Here is a 12,941-nt window from a genome sequence, read left to right as displayed (position 1 = left end):
GGGAAAGCTGCTTGAGTCTTCTCAGCAGGTCAAGATCTTTGACTAAAGTTAAGCCTACAAGTAACAATTCCTGCTTAAAGTTCTACTTTTACTAAAAGTCGTAAATCAAATGTATGTTACTTCTACGATTGAACAATTAATGTTTCATCGGTCTTAAAGGGCATTTTTCCTGAGTAAAGAGCCGTTATTTTGGATATGAATTGTTTTTCATCTTTTCAGTTCCAATACCGTTATTTTCCTCAGAGAATATTAACTGCTAGCCTTTAACTTGCAGATGGGAAAATTCCAGGAAGATTCTGCATAAATCGATCGATCGAATCTAAGCGTCTGATTAAGCGAGTCTGATTGAGCCATGTAAGGGCTGCCCGAACCGTTCCCTAAATTCCTTAACCTTGAGAGGTGAACGAAGTAGCGGTTTGGTAGCCTGTCTTAAGTTGGAATTGGGAAAATGTAGTACGGTTGATCCTTCTAAAACAATTTCTAAGCCAGGTCACGATACCAAGGTAGCATTTGCTGTTCACATAAGTTTACTCAATCCTTAATCATTTAAGATTTGTTCGCTGACTCAAATAGAAACCTGCCCTTGACGAGCTGCTCCGGTTTAAGCAGTTTTTCAATCTATCTCCTGTGCAGTGCAAGGTGTAAAGCAAGCTGTGCTGCTCCGCTTGATCGAACTGCATTCATCCTCTAGAAGTCGCTCATTAGGCTGAATCGCGATCGGCGAAATCCGTCCCCTAGTTGAGGGCATTAGCTCATAGGTTGCGTCAGGATATGAATTACAAAAGCTGCTTTTTGCCAAAGTGGTCGCGGTGGGCAGCACCGCTCTTTCTTTAGTTGCTTAATATTACAAGAGTTAAATCAAGTCCTCCTGGAGCATGATGTTTAACAACCCACTGCTGATCTCTCAACAGCTGCTCAATATGCTGGGGACACGCGTCTTCTTTTACCATCGCGATCGTGTTCCGCAAAATAGTGCTGTTCTCGTCGTCAGCAATCATCGTAGTTTTCTAGACGCCCCTCTGCTGATGGCAACGCTAGATCGATCGGTCCGGTTTGCCTGCCATCACTATATGGGTCAGGTTCCCTTGATGCGTGAGTTTGTGACACGGTTAGGATGCTTTCCCCTTGATGCCCCCGATCACCGTCAGCAAGGCTTTTTTCACCAGGCAATTCAACTACTTCAGTCTCAGCAGGCAATCGGCATCTTCCCCGAAGGAACTGAACCAATGGTGCAGCACACTGATCCACATCAGGTGGGTAACTTTCAGCGCGGATTCGCCCATCTTGCCCTGCGTGCTCCAATTCAAGATTTAGCCATTCTGCCTGTGGCGATCGCCTCTCAAGACGAAACCAATAACGTTGCAGTCCCGCTGAAGCTGCTGAGCTGGTTCGATCCATCGGAACCGCTGTTTGACCAACCTGGATGGCATCCAATGGTGATTTATCAAAAAGTAGATGTGATTGTGGGGCGTCCCATGTGGGTGACTCCTGCTCAGCGGGAAAGCTACCAGGGAAAACAGGCGAAAACTGTTGTCGCTGATTTGACCCAATACTGCCGTGAAGAAATCGATCGCCTGTTGCACTAATTTGCTGCATTAGCTTAATGTCGCCTATGACGGACACTCAGCCCCACGCCTATTTCCGTACACCGACTCGACTTAATCCCAGCGCACCCCTATTTATCTTTCTACCCGGCATGGATGGAACCGGACAGCTTTTCCGCGCTCAGGTGGCTGGGGTTGAGAAAGCGTTTGACATTCGGTGTTTATCAATCCCCGGTGATGATTTGACAGGATGGGAACAGCTCGCGGAACAAGTCGTCACGCTGGTGAAAGCGGAGAGAGAGCGAAAGCCAAATCAGCCTGTTTATCTTTGCGGCGAGTCGTTTGGCGGCTGTTTAGCGATTAAAACGATTCTGCGTGCGCCTCATTTATTCGATCGGCTCATTCTGGTCAATCCAGCTTCTTCGTTTAATCGGCGTCCATGGGTGTACTGGGGTTCTTACCTGAGTCATTTGCTGCCTGAACACACCTATCAGCTCTCGACGCTGAGTTTTTTAACAATCTTGGCATCGCTCGACCGAATTCTGCCTGAAGACCGGAAGGCGTTGCTGGATGCAGTGCGATTTGTGACGCAACAATCGTCCATTTGGCGACAGTCGCTACTGCGCGATTTTTACGTGAGTGAATATCAGTTTCGTGGCATTATGCTACCAACGCTTGTCGTTGCCAGTGCCCAAGATAAGCTATTTCCCTCGGTCTCAGAAGCCCGTCGCTTAGTCAATCTGCTGCCCAATGCGGAAATGATTGTGCTGCCGGATAGCGGTCACGCTTGCCTGCTCGAAAAAGATGTGAATCTCTATGAGCTGATGCAGTCTTCTCGACTCATACAGCCTCCCCAACCGACGCTTTCGAGTTAAAAACTCAAGCTAGAGGTTAAGCTCAAGCTAAAACCTAGTCTGGAACTACAGCTCTGCAAACCGATCGCTTGCTTCAAGCAGCGCATGGCAAATACCAGGTTCCGTCATGGAATGCCCGGCATCGGGAATCATGATTAGCTCGGATTCAGGTAGTGCTTGATGCAAATCCCAAGCAGACATTGGCGGACAAACCACGTCATAGCGTCCCTGCACAATCACAACTGGCAGATGTCGAATTCGATCGCACTGATCTAAAAGCTGGTTTTCCTGTTCAAAAAAACCCTTATTCACAAAGTAGTGGCACTCGATTCGGGCAAAGGCATCGGCAAACTGATTCTCGCCAAATCGCTGCTGCAAGCCCACATCGGGCAATAGCTTACTGGTCGAAGCTTCCCACACTGACCAAGCACGGGCTGCCTGCTGGCGAATTTCGCGATCGTCGCTGGTGAGCCGCTCATAGTATGCCGTGATGAGATTGTGACGCTCTGTGGGGGAAATTGGCTTCAGGTAAGCTTCCCAGGCATCAGGAAAAAAGTAGCTTGCACCCTCCTGATAAAACCAGGACAGCTCCTTTTGTCGCAACAGAAAGATACCTCGCAGGATCAACCCCTTACAGGCTTCAGGATGAGTTTGACTATAGGCAAGCGATAGCGTACTGCCCCAACTGCCGCCAAACACTACCCAGCGATCGATGCCGAGATGCTGCCGCAGTCGCTCAATGTCGCTCACTAAATGCCAGGTTGTATTCTCACGGAGTTCTGCATGGGGCACACTGCGTCCACAGCCTCGCTGATCAAACAGCACCACGCGCCATTTCTGAGGATTAAAAAACCGACGGTGAATTGGATCAATACCGCCCCCCGGACCGCCGTGTAGAAAGACAATCGGCTTACCGTTAGGGTTGCCTACTTCTTCGTAATAAAGAGTGTGCAGGTCAGAAACCTGGAGTGTGCCAGTTGTGTATGGCTCGATCGCAGCATACAGTTCACGCATTGTTCCCTCTGATCAACCCATACGGCTAGTCTACCGGAAGACATTAGCCTGTTTGTAGAACTTCAAAACTTCATGATTTGCAATCGCTCGCCCTGCTAAAGGTTCAGCCACAATTCCCTTAAGGCAAAGCAGTGCAATAATAAACCTTGAGCGATCGACCGATGCGCCTGCTGCTACCCTTTGCCTGCTGCCTTCTTGAACTTCGACGCAGCCCTGAGAGTATGTTTAGAATCAGAGTATGTGCTACTCGCCCCAACGCTGCCCAATGCAGATCTTCCTTTGACCGCAGCCTATGAGCTTTGTTGAGTATCAACCGCATCAAATCGTGTTTCTGGAGTGTGAAGAAAAGCGTCTGTATGCAGAGGTGATTCAAACGGTGATCGATCGACAGCTCTGCTGGGCACGTCCTTTGGTTATACTTAGCCGAGGCTTCAGTGATGCAGAACACCCCCTCTGGGACAATTGGCAGACAAGCGAAATTGCCTTGGAAATGCTGGTTGACCTGCGGCAGGAATCTGATCTGCTGCTGCCCCTGTCCTGGTTTCAGATGGCAGTGGATACTGAGGTGATTCCAGTTCTGGCAAAGCTCAGCGGGTTAAAACCTGAACCTTATTCAGCCTCGGATGAAGCGATTGTGCAGCATCACTATCCTTCCGCCCAAGAACAGCTTCAGCAATTTATTCGGGCACTTTGCCTTGCAAATCAGAATCATGCAAATCCCGATCGGGAAGAAACAAACAAGCAATAGACTGCGGATATGGCAACCCTCAGAACGACTTGCTTTGCAAACCAGTTGAATACAAGGCGATGACCTGAGGAGCAGGCAGCCTCTGCTAAGGGCTCGGAACCAACCGCACCCTTCCAGCATCCATCTCCGCCATTAACAGCTCCAGTGCTTCATAGTCCACATCAGAGATGTAGCCCAGACGAGTTAACTCGTAGTTAATCTCATTTTCAATATCGGGAGTGAGCTGCTTAATGTGCAATGCCTTTGCAACAAGCTGGCGAATTACGTGGGTTGTTTTCATTATTAGAAAGTCCTGCGTTAAGTAGGAAAAACCAACCTCTGGACTTCATTGTCATGAAACGCCGCTGCAACTTCGATGATCCAACGCTGTCCACTTTGTGATTTAAATCACGATATGCTCTTTTGCAAAGCACTATACCAGGAGAATAACAGATAAATATTTATTCTGTTATTTGGGCTAAGGTATCAAGTTTGTTTAAGTGAGTAATCTTCCTGTTGGTAGATGTACCTTTAACCACTTCCAAATTAGTAACTATGGTTACTTCTAAAGTTCTTTATCTGCTGGAATACACCTAATCGATCTTCATCCACTATTAAGTCGTGATGAAGCTAGCCTGGCTAACAAACAGCTTGGCTTAATTTCCCATTTCCTGATTCTCCCTTAAGCGGCATTTCTCAACCCTTCCACAGGTGTTGGGTGTTGAGTTGCACCAGATGTTCTTGGTGTGACAAGTAATGTTACAAAGGGAGAGTCAAGATAAAGTACGGACAGCTTTTGTAACTATCAATACATCAGCACAAGCGTGATTCTATCAGGATTTAATCTGAAATCCTGTCAGTTAAAGATTCTGCAAATTTCTCCTTCCAGGCTAGTATGCAAGAAATTTTCAAGGTTATGGTCTAGTACATTCCAAGAGCCAGCTTCGAGTCTCAATTCAACCATCTGTAGTCAGACAGGATCGAATGATGCACAGCACCCTTACATACTCTCGACAGGTAGTTGTTCAGCCCAGTGGCGACATCAACGTCAACAATGCTGAATCCTTGCAGAAGCAGCTTGCAGCAACCGTAACCGCAATCGAATATTCACACTTGTTAGTTGATATGACTGGCGTTAAATCCCTTGATAGCGCAGGGCTCATGGTTTTTGTTTCGACCCTGACCCTAGCGCAGCAGCTTGGTAAGCAGCTTATCCTATTTGGGATTTCTCCCTCTGTACGGATTGTTTTTGAGTTAACCCAGCTCGATCGCGTTTTTGAAATTTTGGACGGACAATCCTTGGTCGAGTTGACGGCTGCCTGATAAAGCGGTTTGAGGTTAAACGATCGTTAAGTTTGCCATTCACAAGCCCTTCTATCCTTCGTGCATCTCCGGTCACCTGCAAGTCAGTTTGTCATTCGCAGATTGAGTCGTTCGATTTTTGTTATAACGATTTCTGCTAAACGACTTCTGTTAGACGACGAGCTAAGCCTGAATCCGGTATAGTGAACAGGAAGAGAAGGTCGATGCGAAGCAGTTCCCCTTTTGGGGTGACGCGCAGCGATTTTCTCAATTTCTCGATCGTCACTCCTTGTCTTTACCGTGGCAGTTGCAGTTGAACAGCTATTAACGCCCGAAATCCTAAAGCCCGCTCGCTACCTGGGCAATGAGCTGGGAGCGGTTCACAAACCTTGGGAAGCCGCAGCAGTCCGATGGGTGCTTACCTACCCGGAAATTTATGAGGTTGGTGCTTCTAACCTAGGTCACATCATTCTCTACAGCATTCTCAATGCTCAGCCTCGGCAACTCTGCGATCGTTCCTATCTACCTGCGCCCGATCTGGCAGCAAAACTGCGCTCTACTCAAACCCCGCTATTTGCAGTCGAGTCACGCCGATCGCTGACCGATTTCGATGTCTTGGGCTTTAGCCTCAGCTATGAGCTGGGAGCAACCAACATCCTGGAAATGTTGGATTTAGTAGGCATCCCTCTCACCTGGAAAGAGCGATTACCTTCTCGGGGAACTGCGAAGCAACCTGCTAATCAGAACCGATGGAATGTGGAGCAGGGCAGCTATCCGCTTATCTTTGCGGGCGGACAAACGGCAACCTCAAACCCGGAACCTTACGCTGACTTTTTTGACTTCATTGCGCTGGGCGACGGGGAGGAACTGCTGCCGGAGATCGGTCTGGTACTGGAAGAAGGTAAGGCTGCGGGACTGAACCGCGAAGAAATCTTGTTGGATCTGGCACAGGTTCCCGGTGTGTACGTGCCGCAGTTTTACGATATGGCAGCCGATGGCTCGGTGCATCCCAGCCGTCCTGATGTGCCCGACCGGGTTTTGCGGCGGGTGGCAACGCCTTTGCCTGCCTACTCGATTGGTTTAGTGCCCTACATTGAAACGGTTCACGATCGTCTGACGATCGAAATTCGGAGGGGCTGTACACGGGGTTGTCGCTTTTGTCAGCCGGGGATGCTTACCCGTCCAGCCAGGGATGTAGAGCCGGAGCAGGTCATAGAGGCGATCGAGCAGGGAATGCGGGCAACCGGATACAACGAGTTCTCGCTGCTGTCTTTGAGCTGTTCTGACTATCTGGCACTGCCCGCGGTGGGCGTTGAGATTAAAAATCGGTTGCAGGGTGAAAATATTTCGCTGTCACTGCCTAGTCAGAGAGTCGATCGCTTTGATGAAAATATCGCCAATATTCTGGGCGGAACGCGGCAATCGGGGCTAACTTTCGCGCCGGAAGCAGGCACGCAGCGAATGCGAGATATTATTAATAAAGGGCTAACTAACGAAGAACTGCTGCGCGGGGTTAGAACTGCCTACGAGCAGGGTTGGGATCGGGTTAAGCTCTACTTTATGATTGGCCTACCGGGCGAAACCGACGCAGATGTTTTGGGCATTGCTGAAACGATGCGTTGGCTTCAGCAAAAGTGTCAGATTAAGGGTAGAAAGCCGCTTGGCTTTAATGTCACCATCTCAAACTTCACACCGAAACCTCACACGCCTTTTCAGTGGCACTCGGTCGCAACGGCTGAACTCATCCGAAAGCAGAAACTCCTTCAGCAAGAGTTCCGCACCATTCGGGGAGTAAAAGCTAACTTCACTGACGTTCGCATCTCGGCAATGGAGGACTTTGTCGGGCGAGGCGACCGGCGTTTGGCGGCAGTAATTCGTCATGCCTGGGAGTTAGGAGCCGGGATGGACGCTTGGTGGGAAAGTCTCGATCGGGCTTTTGCTGCCTGGACGCAGGCGATTGCTGCTTCTGAACTCACCTGGAAATATCGCCAGGTCGAAAACGGGGAGTGGAACGTTTTTGGGGATGCGGGTTCATTGCAGGCTGAGCAGACGCTGAATCAGCCGCTTCCCTGGGATCATTTGGATTCAGGGATTGATAAGCAGTGGTTGAAAGAAGACCTTCAGCGGGCATTGGAAGCTGCGATCGTTCCAGACTGCTCGTTTGAGGGCTGCTCCCACTGCGGTGTCTGCGGTCTAGACTTTGGACACAACATTGTCGTGCCGCCGCCGCCCATTCCCGCCTTTCAGGGGCAATTTGTGCCGAATCAGGAGCGGGCGCAGCGAATGCGCGTTCAGTTTGGCAAACTGGGCGACATGACGCTGGTAAGCCATTTAGACCTTGTGCGTTTATTCGATCGCGCTGTGCGGCGGGCTGCGATTCCGGTTTCTTTTACGGGCGGGTTTCATCCGGGTCCGCGTATCTCGATCGCCAGTGCGTTACCGCTAGGTGCAAGCAGTCTGGGGGAAATTGTGGATTTCGACCTGACCGAAGCCATGAACCCGGCAGAGTTTCAGCAAAAGTTCGGTGCTCAACTGCCTGCGGAGGTGCCTGTATTTAGCGTTGAGTCAATCGCCCTCAATGCGCCTGCGGCAACTCATGCAATGGAGCAAGCAGAATACTGGATCGCGGTTGTGCCTCTCTTTGAAGAAGCTGAAACACAGCCTGGGGGAGCGTCTGACTGGCACGGCTGGATTCGAGCTGTTTTGGAAGCGGAAAGTTTGTGGGTCGAACAAACCACGAAATCAGGTAAGCAAAAGTCAGTTAATCTGCGGGAACGGCTCTTTGAACTCGAATTGCTCGATCGATCGATTCCGGGACTGCGGCGGGAACAATCCCTTGAGGATGCTGTAATCCTGCGTTTTGTGGGAAGCTGCCGCAATGATGGAATTCTGCTGCGTCCAGAACATCTGGTGCAAATGCTGGAGCAGGTAACTCAACAATCGTTTCGGCTTTTGCACATTCATCGGTGTCAGCTTTTCTTGATGGATGGTTGAAAGGTTAAGGATTTCTTGACTTTTGCAATCCTGCGTACAGCAGTTGATCGAAGACCGCGGATTCAATCGACCGCGTGTTGGGTTTCCTCAACTGCCGGAAAAAGCCTATTTTGCAAGAAGGACTGCTAGTTAAATTCTCATTCCAGAGAAATCTTCCCTTTTTGCAACTTCCGCCCTTTTCCATTTCCTAAGCTGAGTATTTTCCAAAAAACGTTGAACATACTGATGCGTGCATTGACGATCGCGCTATAATGCGTAACTAAGAGAAGCCGTAGCGAATCGAAACCTCTTAGGGTTAAACTCAGGGTTAAAAACGATTCGAGCGGCACCAGACCCAGAGTAAAGTCTGCTTCTGTAAAGCTTTTCACTCCCTTGCTCACGTAAGATCCTGCTCCTTTCAAGCAGATTCTTCCGTACAGACACCTTTCACTCAGGTTTCTTCTATTCAGGCATTCAAGATCGGTTGTTAGTTCTCCAACTGATTGGGTGTGCTGATTTCTCATCAAGGCTTCTCCTGTCAAATCGATCGCTTTTGGCAGGAACTTCATAGGTATTTTGCAGAACGGCTGCTTGCTGACGCGGCGTTCTTTGATTTATTCCAGCGAAAGTAGCATGACGGAGCCAGTGCTGCCAAGCTGCCAGACTTTGAGGAAATTGAATGTCAAAACAAATTGTTATCGCTGAGCAGCACCGCATTGCTGCTGTCTTTTCAGAAGATCAGATTCAAGAATTAATCGTTGCAAAGGGAACCCATCAGGTTGGCGATATTTACCTAGGTGTTGTGGAAAATGTGCTGCCAGGAATTGATGCAGCCTTTGTCAACATTGGTGATAGTGAACGCAACGGGTTTATCCATGTTTCCGATTTAGGTCCGCTACGGCTTCGTAAGGCGGCAGGCTCGATCACAGAGCTGCTTGCGCCTCAGCAGAAAGTGCTGGTTCAGATTATGAAAGAGCCGACTGGAAACAAGGGTCCACGGCTGACCGGAAATATTAGCCTTCCAGGGCGCTATCTGGTACTAATGCCGTTTGGTCGAGGCGTCAACCTTTCCCGACGCATTCGCAACGAAGCAGAACGGAATCGGCTTCGCGCATTAGCAATTCTCATTAAGCCCGCAGGAATGGGGCTACTGGTGCGAACTGAAGCTGAAGGAATGCCCGAAGAAGCAATTTTAGAAGACCTGGAAGCTCTGCAAAAACAGTGGGAAAGCATCCAACAAGAAGCGTTGTCCTCTCGTCCACCCTGCTTGCTTAACCGAGATGATGACTTTATTCAGCGGGTGCTGCGAGATGTGTACAGCGCAGATGTAAACCGAATTGTTGTCGATTCGCATACCGGGCTGAAGCGTGTTAAGCAACACCTGACGAACTGGAATGGAGGACGATCGCCGCAAGGGATTTTGATTGACCATCACCGTGAACGTACCTCAATTTTGGAATACTTCCGAGTCAATGCGGCAATTCGGGAGGCTCTGAAGCCAAGGGTCGATTTGCCCTCCGGTGGCTATATTATTATCGAACGTACTGAAGCCCTAACGGTAATTGACGTGAACTCTGGTTCATTTACCCGATCGGCGACCGCAAGAGAAACGGTTCTTTGGACGAACAGTGAAGCGGCAACTGAGATTGCACGACAGCTCCGCCTTCGCAACATTGCTGGAGTCATTATTGTCGATTTCATCGACATGGATTCGCGTCGCGATCAGTTGCAGGTGCTTGAACAGTTTAATAAGGCACTGCGAGCAGACAAAGCCCGTCCTCAAATTGCTCAGCTCTCGGAACTGGGACTGGTCGAACTAACGCGTAAACGTCAAGGACAAAATATCTACGAACTGTTTGGGCGCACCTGTTCTCAGTGCGGTGGCTTGGGTCATACTGTTCATCTACCTGGCGAAACAGAAGTTGCGCTGTCTGATCCGCTCGATCCGGTGCGAATTCCTGCGACAGCCGAATCCCGTCCAGTCGCCCGCGATACCTGGGAGCGATCGGCTGATGATTCCGATTTAGATCCAGCTGCCGATTTGCAGGAACTAAACTTAACTAATCATCCTGACTATCGGGAGCGAAGCCGCAGCGATCGGGGTGATCGTAATGACCGCAATGACCGGGGCGATCGAGGAGATAATCGCCGTCGTCGTCGGGGTGGGCGAGTCAAGGTCGGTGAACCAACGTTGAAGCCAACCGTTGGACGGGTCGAGCCGGAGCTAGATCTGGAGCCTGCTCCTTTGGAAGAAGTGATCGCAACGCCGATTCTAAATAGCCGAGACAGTCGGGACGGTCGGGAAAACCGAGATAGTCGGGAAAACCGAGAGAGCCGGGAAAACCGAGATAGCCGAGATAGTCGGGACGGTCGAGAAAACCGAGATAGTCGGGAAAACCGAGAAAATCGCGGCGTGCGAGAGCGGGACAATCGCTCGGAAAAACTCGATCGCAGTCGGGTTTCGCGCCGGGAAAGACCCTTGGCAGAACCACCCCAGGTAATCTCAGTCGAAATGACCCCTGAGGAACAGGACGTTTATGCTCTAATGGGCATCTCGCCCCTAGTACTTTCAACTGAGACGGTGAAAGATCTAAAGTCTACGGTCGTTGCAGTCACACTGCCTGGACAGCGAGTTCGTCAGGACCCCGCTAGCTTACGCGAAGTCAGTTTGCCGGAGCAACCAACGATTCCTGAAGCGGTAGCTCCACCAGCAGAGCAAGTTTCGGCTGATTTGGACGAGTTGCCAGCAGTACCAGAAGCCTCGGTTTCAGAAGTTGAGTCGAATGGATACACGGCTGAGTCGGCTGAATCTGACGAAGGGGGGTATTCTGATCTCAGCCTGGATTCAACTCGTCGCCGCCGTCGCCGTCGCTCTTCCCTGGTTGCGACTGATGACCCAAGTTCGGATGTCGGCTAATTCTCTAGAGAGTTCTGCACTACAGCTCAATCTACTGCTGCCAGACTTGGAGGCTGCTTCTGCTCTGGGTCTGGTTGCAGGGGTGGATGAGGTTGGGCGAGGAGCTTTATTTGGTCCTGTAGTGGCAGCAGCTGTAATTCTCCCGACTGATCAGCTCGATCGCCTTTCAGCAGCAGGGGTCACAGACAGCAAGCAGCTGTCTGCCTTTCAGCGACAGGAACTTGCAGTGCAAATTAGAGCGGTGGCAATTGATTGTCGAATTGGGATTGCCTCAGTGCAAGAAATCGATCGACTCAACATTTTGCAGGCGACGTTTCTCGCGATGCGTCGCGCAGTCGATCGGCTCAGTCCGCAACCTGACTTGTGCCTGATCGACGGAAATCACTGTGTGCCGCAGCTTGTTTTACCGCAGCAGGCGATCGTTAAAGGGGATCAAAGATCGCTTGCAATTGCCGCAGCCAGTATTGTGGCAAAAGTCTGGCGGGACACACTGATCCTACGCCTTGCCGCAAAATATTCCGGCTATGACCTCGCATCTAATAAAGGTTATGGCACCGTTAAGCATCGGCTTGCGCTTCAGCAGAAAGGCGCATCGCGTCAGCATCGACGATCGTTTAGCCCTTGTGCTGCATCAAATCTATCCTTGGAGCAACTTTAGGGCTAGCGTATCGTAATCACTAAGAGACAGAATTTTCGCGTTGCCTCAAGCTTATCCCAATTCAGGCTTGCTGCCGGCCATGGGAAATGGTTCTCCGTTGGGAGCCAGAGAATTAGGCGAGTTGTGCCAAGTTTCCCTGTCTTGCTGCGCTGCCCATTCCCGATAGTCCACTAAAAGCTGATGCATTAGACGCTGTTTCACAGTTAGCAGAACGCTGTGAAGCAGACCATTTCCAGTTGCTTCTAGGATAGGCTGGGGGGTAAGCATCAACGGCGGCGGTACATCCACCTGTACTTGCAGATTAGCTCTGCCCCGTAGATAAGTCACTTCGCCGTCCTGTTCGGGAATCAGCACTCCAGTAAGATTCAGGCTGAATCGCTGGTTGATGTATTCAATCCCACGAATTTCGCAAGCGATCGATTGCACCCGAATACTGCCATCTGGTTCTGCCCAAACTTGCAGGTCTACCGTAGGCTGGAGCGTTAGCATCAGAAAGCTTAAAGGACGCATTTTCAGCCGAAAGCAATCTTGCCTCAACATTTGAATTCGGCTTGGATCAACTAGAGCACGAACAAGTCGCTGCGGCTGACGCAGATAATGCTGAAGCGGCACGGGTTGGTTAGGAACAGCTAACTCAACCGATTGAGAATCAGAAAAACGGGCAAACATGGGGGATAGATGGGTAGACGAGGGAGTGAGGATAAGCTGTGACCGTTACTTTACTAAAGTTTAAAGTTCTTCCCGAAAAGCAACCTTGCTCTTAGGCAGTATATGACGTAGCAATGGTCATTCTGGAATTGCCTAAGTGAATGTAATGAGATTACTTTAACTTTCTTTACTATAGCTTTACGCGATTAGGTTAGAACGCTAGGCTAGGGGAAAACCAGCGTCTAGAAGTGCCTATGCCTTCCCCTTATGGTGACGACCTGCGTCGCAAAGCAATTAATGCCGT

11 protein-coding genes are annotated in these 12,941 nt (G+C 50.0%); 7 read left to right on the top strand and 4 right to left on the bottom strand.

Annotation, left to right across the window (positions count from 1 at the left end; all coding sequences use genetic code 11):
• Positions 1-875 precede the first annotated feature (875 nt).
• Together NDA02_RS14640 and NDA02_RS14635 are read left to right on the top strand one after the other, a co-directional pair.
• A complete protein-coding gene (locus NDA02_RS14640; protein ID WP_190793876.1) occupies positions 876-1,586 on the top strand; it encodes a lysophospholipid acyltransferase family protein in 711 nt (236 codons plus the stop codon).
• A 26-nt stretch (positions 1,587-1,612) separates the two neighbouring features.
• Positions 1,613-2,419 carry an alpha/beta fold hydrolase gene (locus NDA02_RS14635; RefSeq protein WP_199296769.1) on the top strand — a complete coding sequence of 269 codons (807 nt, stop codon included), beginning with the start codon at positions 1,613-1,615 and terminating at the stop codon, positions 2,417-2,419.
• Between the two features lie 45 nt (positions 2,420-2,464).
• Here the strand turns inward: NDA02_RS14635 and pip are convergent, their stop codons facing one another.
• Entirely contained in the window at positions 2,465-3,412 is a 948-nt protein-coding gene (gene pip, locus NDA02_RS14630; protein ID WP_348255175.1) for a prolyl aminopeptidase, read from the bottom strand.
• Between the two features lie 292 nt (positions 3,413-3,704).
• Here pip and NDA02_RS14625 point away from each other — a divergent pair, with 292 nt between their 5' ends.
• The gene (locus tag NDA02_RS14625) at positions 3,705-4,160 is read left to right on the top strand and encodes a hypothetical protein (protein WP_190793879.1); all 456 of its coding nucleotides are present in this window, start codon (positions 3,705-3,707) and stop codon (positions 4,158-4,160) included.
• Positions 4,161-4,245: 85 nt separating this feature from the next.
• Here NDA02_RS14625 and NDA02_RS14620 read toward each other — a convergent pair whose 3' ends face one another.
• On the bottom strand, positions 4,246-4,440 hold the full coding sequence (locus NDA02_RS14620; protein WP_190793880.1) for a hypothetical protein: 195 nt from the start codon (positions 4,438-4,440) through the stop codon (positions 4,246-4,248).
• 686 nt (positions 4,441-5,126) lie between these two features.
• Between NDA02_RS14620 and NDA02_RS14615 the strand changes: the two genes are divergently transcribed.
• Entirely contained in the window at positions 5,127-5,462 is a 336-nt protein-coding gene (locus NDA02_RS14615) for an STAS domain-containing protein (protein WP_190793881.1), read from the top strand.
• Between the two features lie 279 nt (positions 5,463-5,741).
• Positions 5,742-8,435 carry a TIGR03960 family B12-binding radical SAM protein gene (locus NDA02_RS14610; RefSeq protein WP_348246615.1) on the top strand — a complete coding sequence of 898 codons (2,694 nt, stop codon included), beginning with the start codon at positions 5,742-5,744 and terminating at the stop codon, positions 8,433-8,435.
• 137 nt (positions 8,436-8,572) lie between these two features.
• Here NDA02_RS14610 and NDA02_RS14605 read toward each other — a convergent pair whose 3' ends face one another.
• Positions 8,573-8,983: a hypothetical protein gene (locus NDA02_RS14605; RefSeq protein ID WP_190793807.1), complete on the bottom strand. Its 411-nt coding sequence runs from the start codon at positions 8,981-8,983 to the stop codon at positions 8,573-8,575.
• A 110-nt stretch (positions 8,984-9,093) separates the two neighbouring features.
• Here NDA02_RS14605 and NDA02_RS14600 point away from each other — a divergent pair, with 110 nt between their 5' ends.
• A complete protein-coding gene (locus NDA02_RS14600; RefSeq protein WP_190793808.1) occupies positions 9,094-11,331 on the top strand; it encodes an Rne/Rng family ribonuclease in 2,238 nt (745 codons plus the stop codon).
• Positions 11,306-11,989, top strand: a complete 684-nt coding sequence (locus NDA02_RS14595; protein ID WP_190793809.1) for a ribonuclease HII — start codon at positions 11,306-11,308, stop codon at positions 11,987-11,989. The genes NDA02_RS14600 and NDA02_RS14595 overlap by 26 nt, the downstream gene beginning before the upstream one ends.
• 51 nt (positions 11,990-12,040) lie before the next feature.
• Here the strand turns inward: NDA02_RS14595 and NDA02_RS14590 are convergent, their stop codons facing one another.
• Entirely contained in the window at positions 12,041-12,658 is a 618-nt protein-coding gene (locus NDA02_RS14590) for a DUF1997 domain-containing protein (RefSeq protein ID WP_190793810.1), read from the bottom strand.
• Between the last annotated feature and the right edge of the window lie 283 nt (positions 12,659-12,941).

The organism is Leptolyngbya sp. ST-U4 (assembly GCF_039962215.1).
Classification (GTDB): domain Bacteria; phylum Cyanobacteriota; class Cyanobacteriia; order Elainellales; family Elainellaceae; genus Leptolyngbya_A.
Note: the sequence above shows the minus strand (reverse complement) of the source record. Positions and strands in the feature narration are given on the sequence as shown.

Excerpts from the sequence above, each read along its gene's own strand:
- NDA02_RS14640 (WP_190793876.1), top strand. The coding sequence starts at position 876 with ATGATGTTTAACAACCCACTGCTGATCTCTCAACAGCTGCTCAATATG.
- NDA02_RS14635 (WP_199296769.1), top strand. The coding sequence starts at position 1,613 with ATGACGGACACTCAGCCCCACGCCTATTTCCGTACACCGACTCGACTT.
- pip (WP_348255175.1), bottom strand. The coding sequence starts at position 3,412 with ATGCGTGAACTGTATGCTGCGATCGAGCCATACACAACTGGCACACTC.
- NDA02_RS14625 (WP_190793879.1), top strand. The coding sequence starts at position 3,705 with ATGAGCTTTGTTGAGTATCAACCGCATCAAATCGTGTTTCTGGAGTGT.
- NDA02_RS14620 (WP_190793880.1), bottom strand. The coding sequence starts at position 4,440 with ATGAAAACAACCCACGTAATTCGCCAGCTTGTTGCAAAGGCATTGCAC.
- NDA02_RS14615 (WP_190793881.1), top strand. The coding sequence starts at position 5,127 with ATGCACAGCACCCTTACATACTCTCGACAGGTAGTTGTTCAGCCCAGT.
- NDA02_RS14605 (WP_190793807.1), bottom strand. The coding sequence starts at position 8,983 with ATGAAGTTCCTGCCAAAAGCGATCGATTTGACAGGAGAAGCCTTGATG.
- NDA02_RS14600 (WP_190793808.1), top strand. The coding sequence starts at position 9,094 with ATGTCAAAACAAATTGTTATCGCTGAGCAGCACCGCATTGCTGCTGTC.
- NDA02_RS14595 (WP_190793809.1), top strand. The coding sequence starts at position 11,306 with ATGACCCAAGTTCGGATGTCGGCTAATTCTCTAGAGAGTTCTGCACTA.
- NDA02_RS14590 (WP_190793810.1), bottom strand. The coding sequence starts at position 12,658 with ATGTTTGCCCGTTTTTCTGATTCTCAATCGGTTGAGTTAGCTGTTCCT.